At 41.8% G+C, this 26,697-nt stretch carries 27 protein-coding genes and 1 pseudogene; 20 read left to right on the top strand and 8 right to left on the bottom strand.

Going from position 1 to position 26,697, the window contains the following annotated elements; all coding sequences use genetic code 11:
• Positions 1–150: 150 nt before the first annotated feature.
• Together MH117_RS26165 and MH117_RS26160 are read left to right on the top strand one after the other, a co-directional pair.
• Positions 151–639 (top strand): HD domain-containing protein, encoded by a 489-nt coding sequence (locus MH117_RS26165; protein WP_343224488.1) that lies wholly within the window; start codon positions 151–153, stop codon positions 637–639.
• Between the two features lie 95 nt (positions 640–734).
• Positions 735–1,136 carry a P-loop nucleotide/nucleoside kinase family protein gene (locus MH117_RS26160; protein WP_239334014.1) on the top strand — a complete coding sequence of 134 codons (402 nt, stop codon included), beginning with the start codon at positions 735–737 and terminating at the stop codon, positions 1,134–1,136.
• A gap of 364 nt (positions 1,137–1,500) precedes the next feature.
• Here the strand turns inward: MH117_RS26160 and MH117_RS26155 are convergent, their stop codons facing one another.
• Positions 1,501–1,830, bottom strand: a complete 330-nt coding sequence (locus MH117_RS26155) for a DUF3139 domain-containing protein (RefSeq protein ID WP_028545251.1) — start codon at positions 1,828–1,830, stop codon at positions 1,501–1,503.
• A gap of 109 nt (positions 1,831–1,939) precedes the next feature.
• The gene (locus MH117_RS26150) at positions 1,940–2,545 is read right to left on the bottom strand and encodes a hypothetical protein (RefSeq protein ID WP_239334012.1); all 606 of its coding nucleotides are present in this window, start codon (positions 2,543–2,545) and stop codon (positions 1,940–1,942) included.
• A gap of 455 nt (positions 2,546–3,000) precedes the next feature.
• Here MH117_RS26150 and MH117_RS26145 point away from each other — a divergent pair, with 455 nt between their 5' ends.
• The 3 genes from MH117_RS26145 to MH117_RS26135 all read left to right on the top strand — a co-directional run bounded on the left by MH117_RS26145 (position 3,001) and on the right by MH117_RS26135 (position 5,590).
• Positions 3,001–4,299 (top strand): helix-turn-helix domain-containing protein, encoded by a 1,299-nt coding sequence (locus MH117_RS26145; RefSeq protein ID WP_343224487.1) that lies wholly within the window; start codon positions 3,001–3,003, stop codon positions 4,297–4,299.
• An 18-nt stretch (positions 4,300–4,317) separates the two neighbouring features.
• The gene (locus tag MH117_RS26140) at positions 4,318–4,464 is read left to right on the top strand and encodes a hypothetical protein (protein ID WP_239334008.1); all 147 of its coding nucleotides are present in this window, start codon (positions 4,318–4,320) and stop codon (positions 4,462–4,464) included.
• A gap of 280 nt (positions 4,465–4,744) precedes the next feature.
• Positions 4,745–5,590: a hypothetical protein gene (locus MH117_RS26135; RefSeq protein WP_239334006.1), complete on the top strand. Its 846-nt coding sequence runs from the start codon at positions 4,745–4,747 to the stop codon at positions 5,588–5,590.
• A gap of 61 nt (positions 5,591–5,651) precedes the next feature.
• Here MH117_RS26135 and MH117_RS26130 read toward each other — a convergent pair whose 3' ends face one another.
• Positions 5,652–5,918 (bottom strand): hypothetical protein, encoded by a 267-nt coding sequence (locus MH117_RS26130; RefSeq protein ID WP_239334004.1) that lies wholly within the window; start codon positions 5,916–5,918, stop codon positions 5,652–5,654.
• 688 nt (positions 5,919–6,606) lie between these two features.
• Here MH117_RS26130 and MH117_RS26125 point away from each other — a divergent pair.
• The 6 genes and pseudogenes from MH117_RS26125 to MH117_RS26100 all read left to right on the top strand — a co-directional run bounded on the left by MH117_RS26125 (position 6,607) and on the right by MH117_RS26100 (position 11,502).
• Positions 6,607–6,921 (top strand): site-specific integrase, encoded by a 315-nt coding sequence (locus MH117_RS26125; protein ID WP_239334002.1) that lies wholly within the window; start codon positions 6,607–6,609, stop codon positions 6,919–6,921.
• Between the two features lie 76 nt (positions 6,922–6,997).
• Positions 6,998–7,200 (top strand): annotated as a pseudogene (locus MH117_RS26120) (DUF6262 family protein); the annotation flags it as partial.
• 107 nt (positions 7,201–7,307) lie between these two features.
• On the top strand, positions 7,308–7,922 hold the full coding sequence (locus tag MH117_RS26115; protein ID WP_239334000.1) for a hypothetical protein: 615 nt from the start codon (positions 7,308–7,310) through the stop codon (positions 7,920–7,922).
• Positions 7,923–8,423: 501 nt separating this feature from the next.
• Positions 8,424–9,302: a GyrI-like domain-containing protein gene (locus tag MH117_RS26110; RefSeq protein WP_239333998.1), complete on the top strand. Its 879-nt coding sequence runs from the start codon at positions 8,424–8,426 to the stop codon at positions 9,300–9,302.
• Positions 9,303–9,335: 33 nt separating this feature from the next.
• Positions 9,336–10,226 (top strand): alpha/beta hydrolase family protein, encoded by an 891-nt coding sequence (locus MH117_RS26105; protein WP_239333996.1) that lies wholly within the window; start codon positions 9,336–9,338, stop codon positions 10,224–10,226.
• Between the two features lie 832 nt (positions 10,227–11,058).
• Complete coding sequence (locus MH117_RS26100) at positions 11,059–11,502, top strand: GNAT family N-acetyltransferase (protein WP_239333994.1); 444 nt, start codon at positions 11,059–11,061, stop codon at positions 11,500–11,502.
• Between the two features lie 177 nt (positions 11,503–11,679).
• Here the strand turns inward: MH117_RS26100 and MH117_RS26095 are convergent, their stop codons facing one another.
• Positions 11,680–12,429, bottom strand: a complete 750-nt coding sequence (locus MH117_RS26095; protein ID WP_275444864.1) for a MerR family transcriptional regulator — start codon at positions 12,427–12,429, stop codon at positions 11,680–11,682.
• A gap of 141 nt (positions 12,430–12,570) precedes the next feature.
• On the opposite strand from MH117_RS26095, the gene MH117_RS26090 reads away from it, so the two are divergent.
• Positions 12,571–13,089, top strand: coding sequence for a DUF6022 family protein (locus MH117_RS26090; RefSeq protein WP_239333990.1), 519 nt, complete (start codon positions 12,571–12,573; stop codon positions 13,087–13,089).
• A gap of 716 nt (positions 13,090–13,805) precedes the next feature.
• Positions 13,806–14,705, top strand: a complete 900-nt coding sequence (locus tag MH117_RS26085) for an alpha/beta fold hydrolase (RefSeq protein WP_239333988.1) — start codon at positions 13,806–13,808, stop codon at positions 14,703–14,705.
• A 174-nt stretch (positions 14,706–14,879) separates the two neighbouring features.
• Here the strand turns inward: MH117_RS26085 and MH117_RS26080 are convergent, their stop codons facing one another.
• Both MH117_RS26080 and MH117_RS26075 read right to left on the bottom strand, forming a co-directional pair.
• Positions 14,880–15,623, bottom strand: coding sequence for a MerR family transcriptional regulator (locus tag MH117_RS26080; RefSeq protein ID WP_239333986.1), 744 nt, complete (start codon positions 15,621–15,623; stop codon positions 14,880–14,882).
• A 13-nt stretch (positions 15,624–15,636) separates the two neighbouring features.
• Complete coding sequence (locus tag MH117_RS26075) at positions 15,637–16,764, bottom strand: DUF3626 domain-containing protein (RefSeq protein ID WP_239333984.1); 1,128 nt, start codon at positions 16,762–16,764, stop codon at positions 15,637–15,639.
• A 557-nt stretch (positions 16,765–17,321) separates the two neighbouring features.
• Here MH117_RS26075 and MH117_RS26070 point away from each other — a divergent pair.
• The 6 genes from MH117_RS26070 to MH117_RS26045 all read left to right on the top strand — a co-directional run bounded on the left by MH117_RS26070 (position 17,322) and on the right by MH117_RS26045 (position 24,437).
• Entirely contained in the window at positions 17,322–18,344 is a 1,023-nt protein-coding gene (locus MH117_RS26070) for an aminoglycoside phosphotransferase family protein (RefSeq protein ID WP_239334028.1), read from the top strand.
• A 643-nt stretch (positions 18,345–18,987) separates the two neighbouring features.
• Entirely contained in the window at positions 18,988–20,631 is a 1,644-nt protein-coding gene (locus MH117_RS26065) for a sensor histidine kinase (RefSeq protein ID WP_275444862.1), read from the top strand.
• Positions 20,628–21,374, top strand: coding sequence for a LytR/AlgR family response regulator transcription factor (locus tag MH117_RS26060; RefSeq protein WP_239333982.1), 747 nt, complete (start codon positions 20,628–20,630; stop codon positions 21,372–21,374). The genes MH117_RS26065 and MH117_RS26060 overlap by 4 nt, the downstream gene beginning before the upstream one ends.
• A gap of 160 nt (positions 21,375–21,534) precedes the next feature.
• Positions 21,535–22,800, top strand: a complete 1,266-nt coding sequence (locus MH117_RS26055) for an L-lactate MFS transporter (RefSeq protein WP_239333980.1) — start codon at positions 21,535–21,537, stop codon at positions 22,798–22,800.
• Positions 22,801–23,088: 288 nt separating this feature from the next.
• The gene (catA, locus tag MH117_RS26050; RefSeq protein WP_239333978.1) at positions 23,089–23,748 is read left to right on the top strand and encodes a type A chloramphenicol O-acetyltransferase; all 660 of its coding nucleotides are present in this window, start codon (positions 23,089–23,091) and stop codon (positions 23,746–23,748) included.
• Between the two features lie 227 nt (positions 23,749–23,975).
• On the top strand, positions 23,976–24,437 hold the full coding sequence (locus tag MH117_RS26045; RefSeq protein WP_239334024.1) for a metalloprotease family protein: 462 nt from the start codon (positions 23,976–23,978) through the stop codon (positions 24,435–24,437).
• Positions 24,438–24,567: 130 nt separating this feature from the next.
• On the opposite strand, the gene MH117_RS26750 is transcribed toward MH117_RS26045, so the two are convergent.
• Both MH117_RS26750 and MH117_RS26030 read right to left on the bottom strand, forming a co-directional pair.
• Positions 24,568–25,440, bottom strand: a complete 873-nt coding sequence (locus MH117_RS26750; RefSeq protein WP_343224486.1) for an SRPBCC family protein — start codon at positions 25,438–25,440, stop codon at positions 24,568–24,570.
• A 24-nt stretch (positions 25,441–25,464) separates the two neighbouring features.
• Positions 25,465–25,944, bottom strand: coding sequence for a MerR family transcriptional regulator (locus MH117_RS26030; protein ID WP_239333976.1), 480 nt, complete (start codon positions 25,942–25,944; stop codon positions 25,465–25,467).
• 354 nt (positions 25,945–26,298) lie between these two features.
• On the opposite strand from MH117_RS26030, the gene MH117_RS26025 reads away from it, so the two are divergent.
• Positions 26,299–26,454: a hypothetical protein gene (locus MH117_RS26025; protein WP_239333974.1), complete on the top strand. Its 156-nt coding sequence runs from the start codon at positions 26,299–26,301 to the stop codon at positions 26,452–26,454.
• Positions 26,455–26,697 lie beyond the last annotated feature (243 nt).

Here is a 26,697-nt window from a genome sequence, read left to right as displayed (position 1 = left end):
AGGAATGAGTGTGGTGCACGAATATCGGCGTTTTATAAATGGGGTTGTATTTTCAGGGGAATAAGAAAAGACGTACAGGCGTTTTTGGAATTTCATAATGAGCATGAAACCTTTGACCATATAATCAATGTTGGAAACGAAGCCGTCTGAATCGCTCAATTATTTGGCGTCAATGAGGCATTTGCTTTGCAAGCGGCGCTGCTCCATGACGTTAGCAATGTTGTTCCGAAAGATAGGATGATGAGTATTGCCGAAGCTCAATCAATCGACATTATTGATGAGGAGCTACGTTTTCCGAGAATCGTTCATCAGAAACTTTCGAAGGACATGGCTATGGAAATATTCGGTTGCACGAATATGGCTATATTAAACGCAATTGAATGCCATACGACCCTAAAGGCAGGGGCAAGTCCATTGGATAAGGTTTTATTCGTCGCTGATAAAATTTCTTGGGAACTGCCAGGTGAACATCCTTATCAGGAGATGATGAGACAGAGACTTGAGGTTTTTGATCTGGATGGGGCGATATTGGTTTACCTAAACCATGTCTGGGGACAAAGGGATAAGCTAAAGGTTATGCACCCATGGCTTATTGAAGCAAGGCAAGAACTGCTTGCATCCAGTAAGCATCTTGCATGAGAGGCTGCCGACGGACAAGCGTCGGCAGCCTCTGTTGTACCTGTAACAAAAGTCAAGGGAGTGGTTATATGTCTAATATCATATTATTTAGGGGAATGTCTGGAACGGGGAAATCAACATTATCAAACGAACTAGGCAAGAGAATAAACATCCCTGTTTCACACAAGGATGATATTTATGATTCGGTTGCTGGATTTGTTACCGAACATGGGTTAAGAAATAAAATATGCTTTGATTTTCTGTATCGTTTTTTACAAACGGTTATTGATTCTTCAGCCGCAATCATACTTGATTATGGGTTAAATAATATTGATGACGTACGAAGATTAAAAAACTGGATTGAGGAAAGAGGCGCGACATTTAAAACAATTTACTGTACATGCAGTAATGAGTCCATTTGGTCGAAAAGACTAGCTTCCCGCAGCGTCAATCCGTTGCCCAATCAGTTGATTACCCACTTATCCGATCTTAAGAACATTACAAGAACGTTAAGATAGAGCATGTGGAAGGTGAATTAATTCTGGATACCATTAAAGAAACAAATGTATTAATTGATCAAGTCGAACCGTTTTTAATGGAGTCATAATTTATAGCATTCCGTCAACTAAGAACGATAGTTAAGCATAAGGATTCTTCATATTAGTCATGTACAATATGAAGAACCCTTTATTTTATCTGACTTTCTTAAATTTAGCTCTTGATAACTATGAACAACAGGAGAGCAATTATTACTCGTAAAAACAGCTGAAGGGTGGTATCTTATAGAATCAAATGATTATAACTTGCCTACCATTTCCTCTCCATCTATGAGGTATATTTTAAAGACGAGCTACAAAAGAATAAGATAAGCCTTACCATATTCTAATTAAAAGGCTCATAGTGCTTAAAGGGAACACCTGACTCAGACTCAGGTACGCCGGGGATCAGTTGTCTCCACTTTCCAGTGCCATGATCCGTATATATGTATATGACACTTGGTTCATCGCTAAAAATAACTTGGACGGAATACTTTGGAGCTTTTGCGATTTTCCCTGTTAAACTATTGATATCTGATTCTTTATAGTTTTTTTCAGTCATGAGATAAGATTTAAGGCTGTGCTCCATACTATTGACCTTGATTAAGTAGTAGGAGTATATTCCACCCACGAGTATTAATATAATGCAGGCTGACCAGATCAATGCTTTTTTCATCTGTTCCCCTCCTTCTCATGTATATCCATTATACATTAAACGTTCAAGACCATGTTAAAGCACAAAACCGCCTTATCTGCTTTCTTAGATAAGGCGGTTGGCCGTAGTATTAATGAGTAGCTGTGAAAGATGTAATGCGTGCGAAATATTGGTCATAGGTAAAGTTTAATGGATACACAAGACTGTACGTATTTGGGCCTAAGTTTTTTCCAGTAACGTCTACGCCGCCCCCAAAATAAAAGGCTTGCCATATAAATTTAGAACAATAGTTCGGATCGAGTGTACCTAGCTTATCAAGTACACTAATCGAATATTCAGTGGCTCTCCAGTAGTTTTGCTCAGCCCACTTTGCTGCTTTTGTATAGTCAAAGTAACGAGCTCTGTAAACTGCTATCTTCTCACCTGCGTTATGTCGTCCCATGTATGTTTCAATAGTATCATTGATCCCACCGCCGTTTGCGTCACTAACGGGAGTTACATGATAAATTCGATAATCTGAGCCGACAATACCTACGTGCCCGACAACAGCTGCTGAACCATAAAGGGACTTGTTCGAATATAGCACGTCTCCAACTACCATTTTAGTATTCGTGCCCGGATATGTAGGAGTGATTTCTGCTGGCGGCGGTGTGGAAGAAGCATACGCTGATGGGATAACGAGGATGAGTGAAAGCAATAATGCTAAAACGGTTTTAATAGAAAGCTTAGTTTTCATAGGTTTCCTCCACTTAAAAATAGTGATGATATCAGAACAAAACCTGCAATTTACTGAACTCAGGAGATTTTGTATCATCCATATATAACTATATTATTCATATTAATAACATTCAACGAACGTTATATAAAGTTTGTATAAAATTAACAAGCCCAAGCCACAACTTTACGATTTTACTTTCGTTCGTGGACTAATTTAGAAAGACCCCCCAATGATGGGAGGTCCTTTTTTGTATTCACGGTCGATTTTTAATTTTGATCTCTGAGATCATTCGCATTTCGGAACATTGGCCAATAAAAAATGTCAAAAAAAGTTTCGCATTTAGCACTGATAACAAGTAAATCGCACAATAACGTTCATATGTTACTTTTGAAATAATTGGTACATCAAAAAATATTATGGTAATATGTAGGTGGTCGAAAAACTTATAAATTGTAAATAATCCAATAAGTGAGGTGTATCCATTGACTGAAATCTCCACGTCCACGGTGATACTGGGGCTGGGGGAACTGATACGATGTAAACGACAAGAAAAGCAGATGACGCTACAGCAACTCTCTGATCTATCAGGTACCCCTAAAGCTACGTTATCCAGAATTGAAATAGGGGAGACACGTTCCCCGGAGTTCCGCACTATCCTAGCTATTGCTTCTACCTTAGATATTTCGATGGATGAGATCACAGAAGTTTACATCGAAACAGAACGTAGCCCTGACGCACTATTTACGGTACTGAAGGAAGCAGCTCCTAATTCGTTGCCCGTTCCACTAATTATGAAAATCGCAACTAAATTCCTCGCTATCAATCAGCGCGAAACCTCAGAAGATTCCGTCGAACGTTTATACGCCCTTGCAACAGAAACAAAAGAAATACCTCCAAGGCTTGCCTTGTTTAAAGTGATTAGCGAGTTTACCGACGATCACGGCATTCGGCCAACGCTGGCAAAAGCACTGCTCCAATCTTACCTAATTGAACGTGATGATTTTACAAGATTAAATGAAACGTATGCTGTAGGGAAAATCATAATATACCACGCAAAATTCCTTTCCGTAGACGATCAGATTACTTACTATTATAAGCTAGGTGCGCATGCTTACCACTTGGGGAAATACGAAGACTGCATTAGTCATTGTAGCAAAATCATCTCTCTTGACACTAATGAGAGTGTACATAAAGCATATGCAATTGATTTTACTGCTTTTTGTCATTATGCTTTGGGTCGGTATGACTTAGCCGAGAAATTTAATAATGTACTGAAGACATTCAACATTCCTGTAATCCAGGAAAAGGTGGACTTCATGACCGCTAAGTTAGACGGAAGAAAAGGGGATATCGATCTAGCTATCATACAGCTTGAAAACTGTTTGGACAAATACCCGCATAAAGTCGCTGTTATGTACGACCTCCTCGATTTATACATAATGCAAAAAGATGTTTCGGCTGCTGAACGTTTATTCAAGCATGAGAAAGACTTTATTAATGTAAAATCGTCATATAACCCTGCACTCGTAGCAGCATATGCGGAGTATTACACTAAAAAGAGTGAATATTACATTTCCATTAAGGAACAAGCTCAGGCATTCCATTATCTTCTAGAAAGCATTATGATGTTTATATCTGTAGATAGGCACCACGATGCGAGCGAGTGTGTTGGGATGCTTTTAAGAGAAGCGTATAAAAACCCATCCATATTCGGCAGCCTTGAAATTGCAAATGAAATTGAATCGGTAGTTAACTATTTAGGGAAAATGTAATATAAAGGAGATGTATCAATGATAAAAGGATTAGGTAAATTAGTTATAACAGTAGTGCTTGCGTTATCCGTTGTGTCCCCAATAGTCCCAGCGGCTCCTGTTACTCCTCCGAGCACAGATATTATGACTATGACTGGTGGTGGGGGGACAATTAACCCATGGTGACTACTGGTGGCGCGGTTCATCCTTGGTAACTATATTTATTCGAACAGACGTCATCATTTGGCGTCTGTTTTTATTTTGTCTCGCAAAAATTTATTTTCAAGTTTTTAGTGAGACACATGCTACACTGACCACGGGGAGAGACATAAGGGAATAGAGAATGGTGGGGGATCGGGAAGGATTGCCCACCTATAGAAGGAGGTAGGCGAATTTAATGTAGTGATAAAACATCAAAATGTAAGTACTGATCTGAATGATTCATATTTTTAAGGAGGTTTGATTGGTGAAAAACAAATTAGCTAGTTTAGTTGTAATAAGTTGCATGATGTTAGTTGCAATTTTTCCAAGTATTACGAAAGCTTATTCAACCGATGGAAAAGAGTTGGCAAAGCAATCCGTAAACAATTACATCAAGGCTATTCAAAATAGAAATGTTGATGAAGCTTCTAAATGGGTTATTGACACACGTTTTAATTCTACCGCTGAACAAATCTCTGAATACAAAGAATTACTAAGCACGAACCCATTTTCAAAAGTTTACTTAGAAAGAATCAATGCCAACTCTGACTACTCATTCACAGCAACCTTAAATCTGGTTCGTAAAGATAACAACGAGGTCAACAAAGTTTCACTTCCTGTTATTAATAAAGACGGGAAATGGAAGCTTTTAATTGAAGGACAAGAAACGATGAGTAGTGCTGTTAAGGGTGAAATTCAATTAGATAAAAAGCTAAGTGGATTGAGTGATGATACTATTACTCCGATGGCGGCAGTACATGTGGGCAGTTATAATGATTGGTTAGCTAAAAGCGGATCAACATACAGTGGAAGTTTCGACATGATCGGAAAAATAATCGGAGTATCAGGATGGCAGTACCAACCAGCCTTTACAGATGCGCGAACGGTTATCTATCAAATTGTCAAAAAAGGCTTTTTTAGTGACGACGTAAAGGGCGAAACAACTTTAACTGGGTATTACACAGACGAATCAGCATCCGGTAGTTCCTTCTATCTCACTGTGAGCGTTACGGATGGATCGTCATCCCTTCAAGGAGTAAGTGTAAAAGCAAAAAATGCAAGTAGCATAAGTGGAGTATTCGTAAAAGGCTTTATTTACGAAAATCGTTAGACCTATCAACAAAAAGACCACTATCTTATTAATTAAGATAGTGGTCTTTCTTTACCTATCACTATTCCACGAGTAGTGAAATCCAAATGAATAACACATAAGCCATAGTAAGCACTCCAATTACACTCAAGGGAATTAGCCATAGTAAATGTGTTTTAAACGGTTGAAGTATATGCAATAACTTTTTATTAGTAGGTAGCAACTCATAACGCATGTTCTCTATTATTTTTTCAAACTTCTCCTCTTCGACATGTTGGAGTTCGTCCCAAAGTTGTGCGTAACTAGCCTTATATTCATCTAAAGTTGAACTATCTTTTAAAAGAGCCATTCATATCACCATCCCGACTTCGTAGTCCCAATCACAGATCGCCCATTATCCCCTCTGGATTATTATACCACATTTATACATCGGATAACGAAAGGTGGGGAGCGCTCCAGGTACATCAGTCAAGTAAGCACACCTGAAGATATGGCCAGTACGAAGCTATGCACCTGGTGTTTAAAGAAAATAAAGTTTTAGACTGAGAAAATAAAGTTGTAGACTGTAGGGCGTGACGGCGGTGGACGGACTTACGCGGTAGCTGCTCGCTCTCCTGGTACTCCGGAATCGATGCGCGCTACCGATCTGCATGCCGGTGACGGCGGTGGACGGATATGTCTAGCCATACCTCTCATTCACTCAGTCTAACACTATATTTTCTGGTTTTCTTTTTTAAACGAGTCATAATCATGAGTCAGTCTAAAACTTATTTCTCGGAAGCTAACGATTTTCGTACTCAAAAATCACGGCAAATCAACGATTAAAGTCTAGTACTTTATTTTCTCTGTACAATTGTTGCCAGAAGAAAATAAAGTATTAGACTAGGTTAATTGTAGTAACGTAAATAGAGGATGGTTAGTTCATTATATGAGCTAGTCTCCTCTATTTTTTGTTTAATAGAAATATTAACTATGGCTTTAAAGCTTAGTATAAATTATTTAATATATTAGGATAAAAGCTTTTGATGGGGGGTGCTGTGAGAGCACAAGAGGTAATTCTTAATGAAAATAAGAAAAGATATTTACTGTTGGATGAGGTAGGTGTTCCAGTTTTTCCTGTGATGAAGTATTTAAAATACCTGGATCAGACAGGTAAAAGCAACAACACATTGAAGACTTATTGCTATGCATTAAAACAGTATTTCACTTATCTTAAAGAGCGGAAAATAGATTATAAAGAAGTAGAAGTTAAGGATCTTGCTGACTTTGTTGTGTGGTTGCGTAATCCTTTTGAAAGCGGGAAAGTTACTCCATTACAACAGATTGAAGCGAAAAGAACAGAAAATCAGTGAATCTTATAATCACAGTGGTAACAATCTATATGATTACTTTTTCCGTATTCAAGATATCAAAAACGATATGGTAGATAAGATACGTGAGCGCATTGAATCACTTCGTCAGCAGCAAACTCTAGTGCCGACACCAAAACAAATCAAGCAAGAGATGGATGAAAACAATAAGGACGCCATCATTGCTTCTGTAAAATGTAGATGAAGAAGCTCGAAGATGAAAATAAAAAATTTGGAGAACAACTTAAGTTTTCCTATGCAGAGGTCTATCAAAGGATTTGAGGGAATGTATGTCACCATATTCACCAATAAGGTAGAGTATTATTGGTACCTTTATTCCTTAATGTGGTAAAATTGTTTTAAGATTAGCCTGGATGGGGGTATTGTACTTGCCTTGGCCTATGGTACACTTTGAAATCGCAAGGCGTTTGTGTGGTGATCCAAGTCCTGAATTTTTGCTAGGGAGTTTGGCACCCGATTCGATTCATGTAAGGACGAACGACCGTGTAGAGAAAAATAAGTCTCATCTCATGAGACCAAACGGTGATTTTGCAACCAACGAAGACCTGAAGGAATTTCTGAATATCCAAACAAAATACGATTCATTATATTTAGATTTTATTCTCGGATATGTTGCTCATATCTATGCCGACCGCGCATGGACCTTTACGGTATATCGCGAGTTTGAAAAGCAATCTACTGATAAGAATGTCTACAATATCGATGTGAGCAAGATCGAGTTTTTGCTGTCGCGCTCAACGGAATGGCTTGAAGAACTCATTCAGAAATTGAACAAAGCCGCGTGCTATGATGTTGGTGGCCTGACAAGACATGAGATCTTAACGTATAAAGACGAGAAAATTGAATATTTGTCGGATCCTCTGAATGAGCCGATGAATGTACCAGGAATTATATCTCTCAATATGGTTGAAATATTTATTGATGATGTGGTGAATGAATTGAAATTGATGTTCGAAAATGTCTCGTTAGGAGCTAAGGAATGAGTGTGGTGCACGAATATCGGCGTTTTATAAATGGGGTTGTATTTTCAGGGGAATAAGAAAAGACGTACAGGCGTTTTTGGAATTTCATAATGAGCATGAAACCTTTGACCATACAATTAATGGAGTTATAACTTATAGCATTCCGTCAACTAAGAACGATAGTTTAACATAAAGGGTTCCACATATTAGTCATGTACAATATGTAGAACTCTTTATTTTATTTGACTTTTTTATATTTAGCTCTTGATAAACTAGGGAAATAAAGTTTTAGACTAACGATGCATCATTAACCGAGGGACGGGTGAGATTTGTTTATAACCAGCGAGACTGAGCAATTTCCAGAGGCCGCTCTTTTGGCGAACCGAAGAGTGTAGCTGATCAGGAAACTATCTGCGTTGGAAAGTATTGTTAGCTGTTGAGTAAAGTAAAAATCCGCAAAAAATATCAAAACAGAGCGTTCCCTCTGTCGTAAAGTGAGTATATCGATATGGAGGCATTAAAGTGAATTATAAGGATTTGGTAATCAAGGCCATTACCTATATTGAGGATCATCTGACCGATGAGAGATTAAGCACCAAGGTTATGGAGGCTGCGGGCTATTCGCCGTACCATTTTCACCGGATCTTCCTATCGGTTACGAGAAACTCCGTCTCAGAGTACATACGCAAGCGGAGATTGACACAAGCAGCATACGATTTATTTTATACCAACCAAAGGATCATAGATATTGCCATCCTGTACCGGTTCGAGTCTCAGGAATCCTTCGCCCGAGCCTTTGGGAAAATGTTCTCCATCTCGCCTGGACAATTTCGAAAGCAAAGGGACATGAAGGACACGCTGTTTCGGGCGATGGAGAAGCTTCCTTTGGATGAAGTGGGGCTACAGCAGCATTTGAATAAGAGCATCTCCCTCGTGCCAGCTATTGTCTGCCTGAATAAGCTGCATCTGGTCGGCATGTCGATACCGGGTGTCAATTCGGACGAAGTCGGAAAGCTATGGCGGAGCTTTAGGCAGCGTTTGTTTGAAATTGAGCGAAAGCCGGATACGGAAGACATATTTTATGCGGTCATTGAACTTACAGGTAGGCAATGGGAAGTCACGTATATCGCTTGTGTCGAGGTGGCTAGCGAGGAGAGTGTAGTTCCTTTGGGAATGGTCGCTAAGCTGCTCCCAGTTGTAACTTATGCTGTTTTTACTCATAAGGGGACATTATCGAGACTCAGCGATACGCTCCAGTACATTTATGAAACCTGGTTACCCCAGTCAGGCAGCGTTCGTACGAATTTCCCGGAGTTTGTGCGTTACGACCATCGATATCTAGGACCGATGAACGAGGATTCGGTATTAGACATATATATTCCCGTTGGCTCGCCATATTAGGAGCATGTAGCTCAAGGAGAGGAAGGAATCAAGATGAACAAAAAAGAAGAAATTGTTGAAGGATATGCAGGTTGCTGTGAGGTACAAATTACCGACAACGCATTGAAGGTGACCGTTCCCATGATCGTGATGTATCCGACAGATGCACCGGAACAGGCTGATAGGTTAGGGCCGTACTCGTTGGAGGTGGCCAGAGACGCAGCGCCGCTGGAGGGGAAATTTAGACTAGTCCTCATTTCGCACGGTACAGGCGGTTCACCGCTTGTGTACCGGTCGATCGCTCGGCATTTGGCGCGCAGCGGCTTTATCGTTGGCCTTCTCGAACATCCATTTAATAACCGCAATGATAATAGTATGGAAGGTACTGTCCAAAATCTCACCTATCGCCCCCGGCACCTTCGCATGGTAGCCGACTGGTTTTTTGAAGATGAGAGGTTTAAGGGGCTTCTACAGTCGGGAGGCTATTCGGTCATCGGGCATTCCATGGGGGGCTACACTGCGCTTGCAGCAGCTGGCGGTATCCCAACCTCCTTCCCTGCTGAGAGCCCGGATGGGAAGCTGCAGCAGATCGATGTCCCTCATGATTCACGCATCCGGTCCCTGGTTTTGCTAGCCCCGGCGTCCGTTTGGTTCCGCAATGAGGGAGCATTAAACAACGTTCGGCTCCCCATTCTCATGTTGGATGCCGAGCGAGACCCTTACGCACTTCCTTTTCACGCGCAGATCATCATGAATAGTATTGCTGAACCGCAAATGATTCACTATCGGACGGTGGAGAATGCCGGACATTATTCCTTCCTGACTCCGTTCCCAGCTGAGATGATTTCACCAAGCTTTCCCCCCTCGCAAGACCCGCCCGGCTTTGATCGCGTGCAATTTCACGAAACGCTGAAGGCTGAAATAGTAGAGTTTCTGTTGACTTAACATTAGGGACAATCACTTTCCGTCGAAATCAAATGTTAACTAAGAGTTCGATTAAAACTAATCGTTATGCTAACTGGGGAATATTAGTTCACTATCAGGCTGAAACAGCAGTGGCAGTCTAAGACTTTATTTTCACGTCTTAGTCCGCCGCTGCTTACTTTATTGGAAAAGTCTAAAACTTATTTTGCGAAGACTGCCAAATTAATAATTGAAAAACCTCATTAGATAAACAACTCCAGTCTAGAACTTTATTTTCATCGAACAATTGTGTCCACGTATAAAAAAATGTGGAACCACATTGTTGCATTACAAAATTACAAGAGTGTTTTTCTGCTTATTATCAACTAAAAAATCTTGAGCAGCTAGAAAATACCCGATGATGCTTCTTTAGATCATGAGGTATTTTTGTAAATTAGAAGTATTAATTAACTTAACTGTCAAAGCTTCAGATAATAACCAACTGATTGTTCATTTCGGTATCTAATTCTAATTGGTTTTTAACAGGAAGGAAGCAGCAGACAAAGTCTATTTAGAGACGGTGAATGACATGACATCATACATGTAAGTCTGTGTCAAAATGAATACTTTGAGAAATAAGTAAAAAGGGGATGAGCTGGTTCTACCGTAAAAGAGAGCAACATTTATTGAATCCAACTAAATATGATAGTAAAAATAATTAAAGTGAAATCTGTTTGATCGCAAATCGATTAATATAAATCCGAAAAGAGTGGTAAGCATGAAGTCATATATCAATTGGAGATATACGATCACCATCTACAAAAATGTGATGAAAGGAGCGTGATAAATTAAAAAGAAAAAGGAGCAGAACGAGATGATACAAAACAGAAAAGCAACCGTTAATGACTATGATATGATTATAAATGTTTGGGAAAGATCGGTAATGGCCACTCATCATTTTTTGAGTTTCAAGGATAAAGAGGAAATCAAAAAAGAATTACCTATGTATTTTCCTCATCTTGATGTACGTCTCTGGTATACCGAAGACTCTGTCATTGGTTTTACTGCCATTAATGAAAATCACTTGGAAGCACTGTTTCTCGATCCGAATAGAATTGGCAAAGGGTATGGGAAACAAATTATGCAAACATGCATCAATAGTTTTGGGATCACATCCGTTGATGTGAATAAACAAAATGAGAATGCGACAAGGTTTTACTTAAAAAGCGGTTTTGGAATAACCGGTGAAGATTTGACGGATGGAGCAGGCCGCCCTTACCCCATTTTACATTTGAAATACAATGAACAGCAGAAGTAATTCTTCTGTCCAGGCTGTCGAGAAATCGACAGCCTTTTAAATAACTATTGAATGTCTTTTTTGACATCACACTAAAGTGTTAGACTGAGTTAATTGTAGTAACGTAAATAGAGGATGGTTAGTTCAATATATGAGCTAATCTCCTCTATTTTTTGTTTAACGGAATCCTTCCATGATCTAATCGGCGGTTCCATTCAGGCGCGGTTGAATGATCCTAGCTCCATCGAAGGTCGAGGCCTTTGTAAGTTGAATTAATTGGTATAAAAAGGATACCCCGCACATTTGGGATTCGATGATCTTATCTAGATAAGACCTGACATTCTCAGCCACATTCATAACCTCCTGCAGATCCGTATGTTTGGTCGTGGCGATGGATTGCTTAAAATTCACGGTATCTTCTGAATAAACGGAGCATTGTAGCATTTGAATCAACCTGATTTTTAGCAAGTGGTATCCATTGTATCGACGATAGCGGTTATTAGGGTCCCGATCCGCTGTTACATATCCTGCTTGCTCCCAGTAGCGGATTGCCGATTTGGGAACCTGCGTCAGTTCGGATGCTTCGTTAATGGTGAACGTCTCCTCGGCATACGGAGATTTATTTTCGTAAGCGAATATCCGAACATCCTGAATTAACCTCTCCAATCTCTCCTTTTCCTCGTACAAAGAGACTTCTTTTTCCCTGATGAGCCACATTGCATCTTGCGGTTTGTCCTGATGGAGACAACGAAGCACCTGGGCCGTCACTTCCATTCCGAATGCCGGAGCCATGGCTTGGATACACGACAGATAGGCTGCGTGCTGGTCCGTATAAACACGATAGCCATTTGATGATCGTTCAGCAGGAGGTATTAGGCCTTTAGCCTCGTAATTCCTTATAGTACTGGTGCTAATCATGAATTTAGCCGCCATCTTTTTGGGGCGCATTGTCAACTCGTCATCTCTCCTCATTACAATAGCTCAAGCTTAAACTAGCATATAAGGTTTTCTATTAAATAGTTGATAATCCTTCTCTTTTTTTTTTGCTTAACCTTCGAATTGGCTTACAAGTTGTACAATGAAATTGAAATGAAGAGGAGGAGGCGTTTGTTTGTGAAGAAAGGATTCCCGGTTTTCCGGCAAGACATGTCGATCGAGGAAATAAGCGAGGTGGCCAACCATTACATCGAGTCCGAGTGGAGGTCCATGTACGAATCCATGCATGAACAACTGACGGCTGCTTTTGCTGAAATCGAAGATGCGGCCTATGGTCATTATTTGGATCATCTTATGCCGGTCATATTCGATCAGTTGGAGGATGCCGGTTTCAGCACTCTGGAGAAGCTCGAGGAGAATGATTTTGTTATCGCCAAGCGCTTGATTTTCCGAAACTCCCTTGAAAAGTGGGGTACGGAAGACAATAGATCGAGAATATTTTGGAACGTAATCCATGACAAGCAAGGTAACCCGATCGGCACCATACTCACGGAAATTCCCCACTCCCATCTGAAATTCGACATCCCTGCGGCACCGGTCATATACTCGCTGCGGGAGAGTCTCAAAGAGAGGATCGTGCAAGGAATCAGGCGGATTAAGGAATTTGCCTGAGTTCATTAGAATTGAGATGCATATCTCCAAAGGATGGAATCGATAGGATAGGTTCAAACCCAGCGGAAAAGTTATTTGCTCAACTATCAGGAAACGTTAGTGGAATGACTACAGCGGCAGTCAGAGACTTCATTTTTCCAGTCTTGGTCTGCCGCTGCTTCTTTTAATGGATCAGTATAAATCTTATTTTTCATAAGCTGCCGATTCATCATTTCAATAACCATGTTAAATCAACGGCTCCAGTCTAAAACTTTATGCTCACCGAAAAACATAAAGAATTTTACAACGAGGGTGTAACCGATTGGGGAAATTTGTAGTACTATCCGGTTCTTTATATTCATGCCGGTCAGAATGTCTTTGATACATTTGCATCCAATGGAGCAATGTGTATGGTTGAAAGACCCTAGAGGACCTAATAATCACCCTTACTCGGAATGGGACTGGCATTAAACTAACGGGACACGATAGTTTCAATTAGTTTGGGTGCCCGTATAGAATTAGCCGTATATGCCGCATTTCTCATCTACTTTGTTCTTAAAAAAATGATTAGTATGCATGGATCGTTTCCAAACTCCATTGAAAATAACGATTGCTCATTACGTTGCGTAATATGATTAAATCATTAATAAAGATGCGATTAATGAGTTGGAAGAAACCTGTACAGCAGGTAGTTATATATTCTTAATGGTGTTAATTCTAAGGGGGAACGAGTTATTATGATAAAAAGTGAACTGGGTCATTTTACTTCTAAAGCAGGAGAAGCAGAGTTTAAGAATGCTTATAACGAAGCAATGGCACTTATTCCAAAGCCTAATGAAACAAAGGATATCCAAATTCAATATGGTACAGTTCGTGTTTATTACTTTACTGAAGAGAATAACCGGGACAAAGAGCCTATCGTATTGCTTCCTGGACGCTCAGCTTCTACACCGATGTGGGAGCCGAATTTGGAGGGGCTAATGAAGGAAAGGCCTATCTATGCAATTGATTTACTCGGGGAGCCCGGAATGAGCATACAGACAGCTGCAATTGACAACCGGCAGGTACAAGCTGAATGGTTAAATCAGGTGCTTGAAGAGTTAAACTTAGTTAGAGCTCATATTGTTGGAGTTTCAATAGGGGGGTGGATTGCTATTAATTTAGCGAGATATTACCCCGAAAGAATAGCATCTATTAGCCTTCTAGATCCAGTTTTTGTATTCGCTCCAATTTCACTAAAGATGATTGTATTATCAATTCCGGCATCTGTGTCAGTTATTCCCCGAGCTATCAGAGAAAAGATGTTAAGCTATATTTCTGGAGGCGCTAAGGCTGATGAAAGTGAACCGATTGCAAAGCTAATAGAATTAGCAATGAGAAACTACAAGCTTAAGCTTCCAGCTCCTGATCGAATTAGTGTTGAAGATTTGAAAAAGGTTGATCTTCCTATTCTTGCATTAATGGCAGAAAACAGCATCATGCATAATTCGAAAAAGGCAGTTCAAAATGGTAAAAAGTATGTAAAAGATATTGATATCGAAAGTTGGCCTAATGCCTCACATGCGATAACTGGGGAGTATCCTGAAGAAGTAAACAACAGAATGCTGGTGTTTGTAAAAAAGCATTCGCGGGACTAGGGCATATCCAGCCCAAGTTTTATTCGAATATGTGGGACTTGTTTTAGAAGATGAGTTTTTGCTCATAATCATTTTATTTGGGAACCTCCTCTGAGTGTATTTGGCCTTTATCGTATTTAAGTTTTAAAGAGCTGTATTCTATGCTTTCCTTGGGTCGGGATTTTAAATAGTGATTTACCTTACCGATAGATCAATAAAAGATTGAGATGCATCCATGAGATCGTGGTCTCCCTCTGGCCATGAAGCACGATCCTCTTGGATCTGTGCAAAAGCATGGATTCGTTCATCATCCCCTTCAGTTACTTTCAGTACTATTTTCCACCAGGCCTCGGCTAATTCTTGTGCAACCGGATCTTCCGGTGCCATCCCGGACTTGGCAAGCGCTACGGCTTTCAATGCTATTGCTCTCCAAGTATGATAAAAATCGAAGGCTTCTTTTTTGGGAAAATATTCACCGAACATTTCCTTCAGGCTGTCACTGAAAGTGTATTGCCCCCAATCCAACAGATTACTGTTATTTAAGGTTCTGATAAAACCGGTTATTAACTGCCACGACGGGTCGTTTCCAGCTGCGATGGCAGTCCGAAATGCCTCGATTGAAGCAATGCTTGCATGAGCATCTTCTATTTTTCTATAGAGTACAACCTCTTGCTCATGCAGGAGTTGATCGATCTGAGATAACTTCGGACGTTTAACTACTTTGTCGCGTATTTCTTGTAAGGAAAATCCTAATGATTTATAAAACATGATTTGCTCTAAACAGAGCATGTCTTCCTTGGTATAATAACGTCGTCCACCATCAGTACGGCCGGATGTCGGTAAAAGCCCGATATTGTCGTAGTGCTGAAGGGTTCTTACGGTTACACCGGCTGCCGCGGCCAGTTCGCCGATCAAAAAGATTTTGTCTGTTCCGTCCATGCGTCTCACCTCCTTATATGGGCTGTCCGTATCTTACAAGGATGTGCCAAAGCTGTTTGAGGTGCTGTGATGTCTCGTTAGGGGTACCCCAGTCTTGCCAACTTTCAGGATTAAAGTGGAGAGTTGCTGCTGCTCTACCCAAGGTGACTGCATCTAACTCACCTGGTCTTATAGCGAACCCGCGACTGACACGTTCTGCAAGAGGAGGCATCGCTGGACCCCGGAAATCGTCCGGAACAGTCTGCGCCGAAAGTCTGAAACCAGGATGCCAAGCTAGGTTTACATTGTATTTAGAGCACAAGGTTTCAAGTTGATCACCAATCGGCGTCTCTTTATACGACGAGTCCGCAACTAGAGCCTCGACATCCCTGGACATTTTGATGTCTCCATGGACTTGAGTCTCAATGTAGTCATCTAGTGATCGTCCAAGAACAGCACAAGCATCGTCGAGTGTGACTTCGTGCAGCTTGAGAAGATGTTTTACAAGCTTCGGTACATCAGTATTTGGAGAGCCAAGCGCTTCGCGGGTGATGTCTGTGTTTCCTAGCAGCTCGGCTAGCACAGTATCAAATATATCGATCGTCCCTACATGCTTCGAATCGGTATGACTATCGCCGAATGTAAATGTGCAGCGGCTCAAAATATGAGGGCGCAGTCGAAGATAGCATGAGCCAAAGCGTGGGGATGCACCATCCACATAATTCATTAGGTTGAGAGCACCGTATTTCGGTCTCTCGTAATCTCGTACGCCGTCCGATTGGTAAACCCCACCGAAAAGCTTTTCCTCCCAGCGATCGCGATCCCCGCCTGGGAACGCCGTACGACTTCCGTTGGAAACGCCGGTTACAAATTGACTATGGTAGGCCCCATCTCGCAGTAGGCCCTCAACAACGGTTAGACCGCTCGGCAGAATTCGGTCCGGATGGAAGTTTAATGTGACACGAGCGTGCATACCGATGCCCGACATGAGATCGTCAATAGTCACGGTGATCACGCCAGTACGCACTAGAATTCTCTCCGCTGACTCTCGCACGTGACATCGCATTAGCATCGCACTCGATTTAACATGATTAAGCGCAAGCACCTGTGCTGCGGTCAACGTAGTCAGGGAACTGGTTGATTGAGATAAGCTTTCATCCAATTTAAGTCCTCCTCGTATTCAACTCAATATAGCTAGTTTGTGATGAGAGAGCTTCTTGCCATTGCGACTATTCGATTCCAAGCGGCCCAGGGTAGATTCGATATGCTAACCATTTTTCTTCCATTTTATTGTTCGAAGCAACAATTATGCAATAAGTTTCTTGTCTGTGCTGTAAGGCATTGATTTTTTTACCAAATCAGGTTATTTTATAAACAGCTTAGCGATAAGCAAGTTCCTGACACGAAGGGAGATGTTTTTAATGGCAGCTACTTATATGGTGGTTTGGTCTTAAAACTGAATAGCAGGCATACGTGAAAAAAGTGGGAAAACGCCCGTATTATTTGGTATGCCGTTCAAAGTAACCTTTCGTGAATATTGTTGTTTGCAGGATACGATGAAGGTCGTATCTTTTTTGCGTCCTGATGCCACGCGACAGCAGCTTCTTTAGAGGCTGCTTGTCCGTGGCATTTTTGCGTCCAAAAAACAGCATTGAGGGCTCGAAACAAAACAATCGCCATGTGGAGCAAGCAAACGAAGAAAAATGGAGGATCAAAGAAATGGATATAAAATTCGAAACGCTAATCTATGCCTTAAGCCAACGGTTCAAGAAGGATATCGTCTCGGCCGACTACCAAACCACGCCGTTACAGGGCGGAACCGTGGGAAATGTATACTTGGTAACGGGAATCGCCGAAACCGCAGATGGCGAAAAATTGCCGTACCGTATTGTGTTGAAAAATCAGAAGAAATGGGAGCGTTACGGCGACCCGGATTCATGGCGCCGGGAATATGATCTCTATGCGTCTGACTTGGGAGCAACGTTCTCAGATTCCTTCCGCTGGCCGACCTGCTATCACGCCGAGATCAATGCCGAAGAAAATAAACTCCAGCTGTGGCTGGAATATATCGATGGCATAAGCGGTTTAGACTTGACTGGTGACATGTATGAACAGGCCGCGCTGGAGTTAGGACGCTACCAAGGCAAGCTGTATGTGGAGCAGCCAGCTGTGCTGCAGAGCTTGACCAACCTGAGCCATGCGGATTTCATGAAGAATACGTACCTGCATTACCGGTCATGGCCGGTTGTCTACGATTATATACGCTCGGAGGACTGCGAATTTCCGCAGCACGTGTGGCAAATGCTCATCGACATCGATGAGCAAGCAGACGAGATACTCGCCCGCATCGAAAAATTGCCCCTCGTGCTATGCCACCGGGACTTCTGGGTGACCAACCTGATCTATGCCGACGGGAAAATCGCGCTCATCGACTGGGATACAACCGGATGGGGCTACCTAGGTGAGGATCTCGCAAGCCTGATTGCGGATGAAGCGGATATTGATCACATGGTCGAATACTACCAGCGATGTGTCCCCGCATATTACAAAGGCTTTTCGGAATATGCGGATGTATCCCCTATCGCCGATAATTGCGTCTACGAGCTGATCCTTCTCGTATTCGGCTACAGGCTTGTGGAGTGGTATCTTCACACGGAGGACGATGACGAGAAGACAAAGCAAGTCCATACGCTCCAAAAAATCTATGAAATAAAGACCAGCCTTGCACAGAGTCGACTCTAAAAAAAGAACTCCGAAAATCCTTGAATGTAGTGGGTTTTCGGAGTATCTTTTATTACTCCCATTCAATCGTCGCTGGCTGCTCGCTCGTGATGTCGTAGACAACCAGGGGCATTCCAGTCAGTGAATTGACATTGAAATTGACAAACGTTTACGGCATCACATCGGAAGCTCCGATGTACATCATCGTCACTGGAAACTTCATGGATTCCTGTCGAGATTTTGCCTTATCTTCTTCGACTTGAGCTTCAAGGCTGTACTCCTGCACCATAGGTACAGATCCATCCGTGTGAATAATATTTTCAGGATAAGTAGAGAGTTCTTGCTCTAATTAAAATATGTTCCGTTTAACCTCGCTGCGCCTCCCGCTATGGATTACGCCCTCACTAATTAGAACTTATAAGTAATCTCCATTACTTTTAATGCCATTTTCCCTCAAAAACTGCAGCATTGCTAGATTCGAGGCGAATGAACTTTTCTCGTCTTAAAAACTAATATAATCTTTTATGTCAAAATAACGGCCAACGAAGTATACGTTAAATATCCTGTATGGATTTGGAACGTGAAAACAGAGCAAACTTTGATAAAATAAACAAACAACAGCTTGTGATAACGGGAGGTAGTTTCCATAGACGGAGATTTCACGATGCTGCTTCAGCTCTTTGAACGGGCAGCATTATTGCTAATTATTTTGTTTTTCTTAACTCGTATTCCGAGCTTTAAGCAGATTCTGCAAAAAGAATCGCTGGCAACGAAGGAGTTCACCGTCGTTACGATTGTGTTCTGTACCTTTGCACTATTCGGCACCTACTCAGGCATCGATGTGGAAGGATCGCTCGTCAACGTACGGATCATCGTGATTATGGCAGGAGGAATTCTTTTCGGGCCTTGGGTCGGTCTTGTCGTGGGTGTGGTGTCCGGAATCCATCGTTATTTGATCGATATCGGCGGAGTGACCTCGATTCCATGTCTCATCACGAGTATTATTGCGGGGCTGGTATCTGGCTATATTTATCTTCGAACACCTAAAGCGAAACGTTGGTTTATCGGGATTCTTGCCGGGATGGCTTGCGAGGCATTAACGATGCTGTTGATCGTAGTCATGGCGCAGCCTACAACATTAGGTCTAGAGATCGTATCCAAAATTGCAACGCCGATGATTCTAGGGCAATTGAATGTAGGATTGATCATTTTGTTAATTCAGAATGTAGAAAGTGAACGGGAAGGAATCGCCGCGCAGCAAGCGAAGTTGGCTTTGGACATTGCGAATAAGGCATTACCCTATTTCCGCTCCATCAATACCGACTCATTGCACAAGATCTGTTCTATTATTAAAGAAGATATTCAAGCCGATGCAGTGGCGATTACGGATGCCTCGAATGTGCTCGCTTATGTCGGTTTTGGGGAAGATCGCTATCAATTCCGGCATGAGATTATAAGTGATATGACCAAAGAGACGATACGGAGCGGGGAGTTCATGATCAGCAACCATGCGTTGGACGATGCGCTGCCCGGCATTCAATCCTTACTCATTATTCCGTTGAAAGAGCGAGAAGAAGTTACGGGGACCTTGAAGATTTATTATCAGAAAGCACATAAAATTACCTATCCGCTGCAGACTATGGCCGTCGGTTTATCCCAGATCATTTCGACATTAATGGAAGTTTCCCGTGTGGAAGAGATAAAGGAGATGGCCAATAAAGCGGAGCTCAAAGCGCTGCAGACAACCATTCAGCCTCACTTTTTGTTCAATGCGTTGAACGCGATTGGTTCTTCGATCCGGACTAGACCGGATCAAGCGAGGGAGTTGATTGTCAATTTATCCGGTTATTTGCGATATAATTTGGAGCTAACGGATGAATTGATCGATATCCATAAGGAGCTGGAGCAGGTTCGGAACTACGTCGAAATTGAAAAAGCACGCTTTGGAAATCGGTTGCAGGTTGTTTATGATGTGGATGAAATCGCGGTGAAGATTCCCAGTCTCATCATTCAACCATTAGTGGAGAATGCGATTGTCCACGGTATATTGAAGGTGAAAGGGCCTGGTACGGTCACCATCTATGTCAAAGATACAGAAGATTACATTCGGATTGGTGTGCTGGATACTGGCGTGGGTATCCGAGAAGATATGATTAAACAGGTGATGGAAGAGCGTGTTCCACCGAACCATATTGGTCTTTTTAATGTTCATAAGCGTGTGAAGCTCATTTTCGGGCATGGTGTTACAATACAGCGGCTGGATCAAGGAACGAATATCTTTTTCGACATACAAAAGGAGACACGATGAGAGCGATAATTGTGGAAGATGAAGTATTAGCCAGTGAAGAGCTGGAATATCTGATTACTAAACATAGCCGCATCGAAATCGTGGAACGATTCGAGGATGGCCTTGATGTGCTCAAATTTCTGCAGGAGAAGGAAGTCGATGCGATTTTTCTCGATATTAACATCCCATCCCTGGACGGAATGCTGCTAGCGACGAATATCAGTAAGTTCGCGCAAAAGCCGTATGTTATTTTTACAACTGCTTATAAGGAGCATGCTGCTCAAGCGTTTGAACTGGAAGCCTTTGATTATATTTTGAAGCCCTATGACGAAAACCGAATTGCCGCGATGTTGCGTAAGCTGGAGGCCGCCTTCGAACGGGAGCTGCAGCAAGGAGGCAGTTCAAATCCTGTGGATAGCAGGCAAAGAACTGAGGAGAAACGCATTAATCTGCTGAAAAATGATAAATATATCGTAACGGATAGCGATGACATCTACTATGCGGAAGCACAAGAGAAGGTGACGAATGTATTCACGAAGAGCGGTACCTATACGATGCCGATGAGTATTTCGGACTTTCATGCGATGTTGCCTCAAGATCGATTCTATCGTTGTCATCGTTCCTATACCGTCAATTTGTCGCAAATTCATGAAATCGTTCCATGGTTCAACAATACCTACCTGCTGCGTTTACGTGATATGGATGCCAAAGTGCCTGTCAGTCGAAGTAAAGTCAAAGAGTTTAGGCAGTTAATGCATATATAAATGCAGTTCATTCCGTAATCCCGTCATTCCATGTCGCTCTTGGCTCAAGAAAGCGTTTTATCTTGTAAGATAAAGGTGTGAAAGCAAGGCGTAAGAAGCTTTCACTTCCCTGCTGATAACGCACAACTTGATCATAGCTGAATGGAAAGAGGGATCTATCATGAGAACGCATCAAGCAACTGGGTCGCAGGTCAATCGATGGATGATCGTCCTTGGAACAATCATTGTACAAATGGGCTTAGGAACCATATATACGTGGAGTTTATTTAATCAGCCGTTAGCGGACAAATTTGGGTGGGGGCTTAGCTCCGTATCGATTACGTTTTCCATCACCAGTTTTGCACTAGCTTTTGCGACATTGTTTGCTGGTAAAATTCAGGATCGTATCGGAATTCGGCGTTTGACGATGATTGCAGGTGCTGTTCTCGGGGCTGGGCTCATCGCTAGCTCACAGGTTTCAACGTTGTGGATGTTGTACTTGCTTGCTGGTGTGGTTGTTGGTTTTGCGGATGGGACAGCTTATATCACATCGCTATCGAATTTAATTAAATGGTTCCCTGAACGAAAAGGATTAATATCGGGGATCTCGGTGGGCGCTTTTGGGACAGGCAGCTTGGTCTTTAAATATATCAATGCGAATTTCATCAATACCATGGGGGTCTCCTACGCATTCCTAGTCTGGGGATTGATCGTGATGGTGATGGTGATTGCTGGTTCGTTCTTAATTAAAGAAGCCGTAATCACAGAAACACCTGCAAACGCAAATTCTCAATCACACAGTGGGCGGAATTACACAGCCAAAGAAATGCTGCGTACAAAAGAAGCATATATGCTCTTCATTATTCTTTTCACAGCTTGTATGAGTGGATTGTATCTGATTGGCATCGTCAAAGACATTGGTGTGCAGCTTGCCGGACTTGATATCAGCACAGCAGCGAATGCGGTAGCTATGGTAGCGATTTTTAATACAGCCGGCCGGATCATTCTCGGCGCATTGTCCGATAAAGTAGGACGTATGAAAGTGGTTGCTGGAGCGCTTTTCGCAACGGCATTGTCTGTTATGACTTTAAACTTCGTACCTTTGAACTTGGGGACCTTCTTCATATGTGTGGCGGTGATCGCATTCTGTTTTGGCGGTAATATCACAGTCTTCCCAGCGATTGTGGCTGACTACTTTGGCTTGAAGAACCAAAGTAAGAACTATGGAATCATTTATCAAGGTTTTGGTTTAGGTGCCTTGGCTGGCTCGTTCCTTAGTGCTTTGTTCGGTGGCTTCCATATTACCTTTACCGTCATCGCGGTCTTGTGTCTGCTCTCTTTCTTGATCGCGATCTTTATCTCAGTACCTGGTCAGCGTAATCAGTCGAACAAGAACCAAGAAGTGAAACAAGATGTTGTGCTAAAACCGCATTACAATGTGGGATAATCGAAGTGGAACATAGTAGTGGAACCTCCTATCGATAAGAAAAGCTAATGCAGGTGTCAGAAAATCAAACAGGTGTCTTTCGCACATATAAGTTGTGCAAAGGACGCCTGTTTTTTGTTGCACAAGGTAATCAGTTGTAAGCAACATTTTTGATGTTTTGGCTATAATTATGGTAGACTCATCGTTAAAGAAAAAAATATATGATTAGGATTGTGATGAGGATATGGTTAAAGCAGTCGATATAACCTTCTAAAATGAAAAATGCTTTAATTTTAGGAGGTATAATAGATGATTTTCAATCCGATTGACATGGATAACTGGAATCGAAAGCCCTATTTTGAACATTATTTAAACAATGTCAGATGCACCTATAGCATGACTGCAAATATTGATATCACCCTGTTGCTTGAAGAACTTAATAATAAGGCAATTAAGCTGTATCCAACACTAATCCACATGATAACTACCGTGGTAAACCGCAATGTTGAATTTCGCACATGTATTGATTCTGAGGGTAGGTTAGGTCATTGGGATAGTTTATCTCCTAGCTTTACCATTTTTCATGATGATGATAAGACTTTTTCAAGTATCTGGACGTTGTACAGCGAAGAGTTTGATGATTTCTACAATCGTTATTTAGATGATATAGAAAAGTACGGAAGTATTAAACGATTTGTCTCTAAAACAAGCGAGCCACCGAACACCTTCCCCATTTCCAGTATTCCGTGGGTCAGCTTCACGGGTTTTAATCTGAACGTCTATAATGAGGGGACTTATTTACTACCCATCTTTACCATGGGGAAATATTTTCGGTGTGACGAAAAAATACTGTTGCCTTTGTCGGGGCAGTTTCATCATGCCGTTTGCGACGGCTACCATGCCGGCGTGCTGTATAATGAGCTGCAATTACGTGCAGATACCTATAAGCAATGGTTGCCAAACTATTAAGTAGATAGGCAGGGCTTGTCCCTGTCTATTTGAACTACATGCTACCTTGAATGTGCTCTAATTATGAATGGAAGATGGTAATATATGTGGAGTGAGAATGATCTCTGATAAGTTGCGATACGGTGGTGGGATAATTGGTAAAGTGGTTTCAAAGACTACCTGAAGTAAACCTTGACTTATATGAATGGACGCCATTCATACGAAATGACTGGTTTCGGAAGCACTTTATGAAGTTTGTCTATGTCATGTGGATTTTTTTATTTCTAGCGCCCAACTGGCTCGGGCTTGTAGAGTTCACAAATAACGTTACGACGACAATAAAGCTTCCCGTTATTCTCATTGTTGTGATTGCAGTTTTTATAACACATGAGATGCTTCATATTATTGTTATCAATAAGAAAGATGATATTAGCTTAACATATACTGGATTTCACTTTTGGCTTAATACGAATGCGCTTCTATCGAAAATGAGGTTTTGGCTATTCATGAGCCTACCGTATATAGTATTGTCAGTAGTTCCAGCGACCCTTTCATTCTTTTCGTCAGGTGATATCAAGACACTGTTAATATTTATTTGTTGGTTAAATTTAATCATCTCATCTTCCGATATCATTAATTCGTTTTTAATCTTCATAAAGCCTAAAAACTCGATATTTTGCAAAGGATTTTATCGGGAAAGAGAGCAGTAAGCTTTTAAATAAAGGGCACCACATATTATTCATGACTAATATATGGTGCCCTTTATGTTTAAATGTAGTTATTTATTAACTTAGTACAGTTGTGTGGGCAAGAGTATCGGATGCATGGGAGTTATCGTACCTATACAGAAAGCCTCTTCACGAGCGATTCGAGCCTGTCTAAAACTTGTTCATTCGCTTCTTCGCATATGGGTTTAAGCTTGTTGTATTCTTCCTTTGTTTCGAAAGCTTGCCGGAAAGTGATCTCCGTCCCACCATCAACTTCCTCGAATGCGGCAGTCAGAATAAAGTGAGGGCTGGATTCGTGCCTCAGCACAATACACTCCGGCCCGATTTCATGAAAAACGTTTCGGTTCAGAAAGTCGTCCCCATTAGGGCCATGCATCGTAAGCTCCCAGACGCCCCCAGGTCTTAAATCGAAAGAGTGGAACGTATTCGTAAAACCGTCAGGTCCCCACCACTCGGCGAGGAGTTCTGGCTCCGTCCAAGCCTGGTATACCACACTTCTAGGGGCATCGAACTTCCGACGAGACACGAGTTCAAAGATATCTGGATTACTTTCTCCAAGGGATTTTCCGAGAAGGTCCAGCATTTCCTTTGTCCCATGTTCACGTTGTTCTGGCGTATCATGGCCGTCGAGAAACGTTCCCTGCTCTGTAAATATCATTTTGGCACCATCGCTGACCGGCATAATCTCAATGGTAGCGATGGAAACTGATATCCGGATTTCTCCTTGGTCTAAACTGTATGTGTATACCAGACGTTCGTTGGGCACGATTTCCTGGTAATTGGCCTCAAATGTAAAGATGGGTCCACCTGGTGGGCCACCTCGACCAAATTCCCGTCCACCGACGCGGAAGTCAAATTCCTCTGCAGGCTGGAACCAGCGCGCCTTGGCTTTCCGGTCCGACCATGCCGCAAATACCCGTTCCGGAGCAGCATGGTAAATGCGCTCAATTTGAAATGTAGAGTGAGTCGTAAATCGTTGTTTCATAAGTAAATCCTCCTCTTAGAGAAATTATGTCGAATTATCGTTTAGAAAATTGCCAAGCTGATCGAAACGTCGTTCCCAGTTCAACCGATGTTCTATAATATCCTTTTCATGGTTCAACTTCATCGTTTCCAGAAGTGAAATAAATGCACCAATTGAAGGTGGCTCCTGGTGGTTCATTCGTTCGGCTACGCGTTCAAGCTCGGCCAAAAGCTTCTGTTCGTTTTTTATATTTTTTCGGATCCGTTCAATTTGAATAGCCACGATATCCGACGGGGTATACGTATGGCCTTTCAGCAGCGTCTGAATTTCTTCAAGCGATAAGCCCAAATCTTTAAGCGACAAGATTGGTTGCAGTCGTCTGATATCGGCTTCGTTATATAACCGATGACCGGTTTTGGAATGCCCTGACGGTGAAAATAAACCAATCTGATCGTAAAACCGCAATGTGCGGACTGTAAGTCCGGTCAATTTGGCGAGATCACCCACTTTCCAATGCTGCTGCATGATCCACTCCTTTCTTTGGCGCTAGCTGTTTACCGGTGTCTTTAGTTTAAAACGTGACGTTGCGTAAGGTGCAAGAGGTTTTAAAAATAGTTGAACGAAGAACTGCAATGAGACTGTTTCTTCGGTATTTCAACTTGTTGCTTAAATTCTCCTGCCTAGTTAAGCTCAAGCAGGAGAGGAGAGAGACATTTTGTCAAATTTTTTGATATATCACTTGATGCAATGTCTACCCGTTCTTTATAGCCGTTACCACCAATTTTAAAAAACGAAGAAAGATTCTAAAGATTAGCCAGCCTGATATAGTTAATTCATAATACTATGGGAGTGTTCACATGAAAGGATGCTAACAATAAAATGAAAAAAAAGTGGGCGATTAAAGATGCGCATACAAGCAAGGTTCTGTTTATTGAAGGAAGCAATATTAAAGCAGCTGTAGCGAATGAAAATATATTCGATATTCTTTCATTTTTTGTCGAAGATTGTGATTCTCTTTCCGTAACAACGGGCTGAGATGAACGACATGGAATTAGATGGCCCGAACTAATGATAGCATCTTGAAATTGGCCAACATCCTCTCTGGACGCGCTCTGGATTCTGATCATGTAATTATACTCACCACTGATTCGAAACATATCCGTCACACTAGGTGCTTGTTCGCAACAATACACCAGCGCTTGCATTGCCCTGTTTTAACAAGGAAGAACGTCGTGGTTCCTCAGGCCCAGCGCCTGATGTCTATAGTTTGCCATATAA

It is taken from the genome of Paenibacillus sp. ACRRX, from assembly GCF_022346885.1.
Taxonomy (GTDB): domain Bacteria; phylum Bacillota; class Bacilli; order Paenibacillales; family Paenibacillaceae; genus Paenibacillus_B.
Note: the sequence above shows the minus strand (reverse complement) of the source record. Positions and strands in the feature narration are given on the sequence as shown.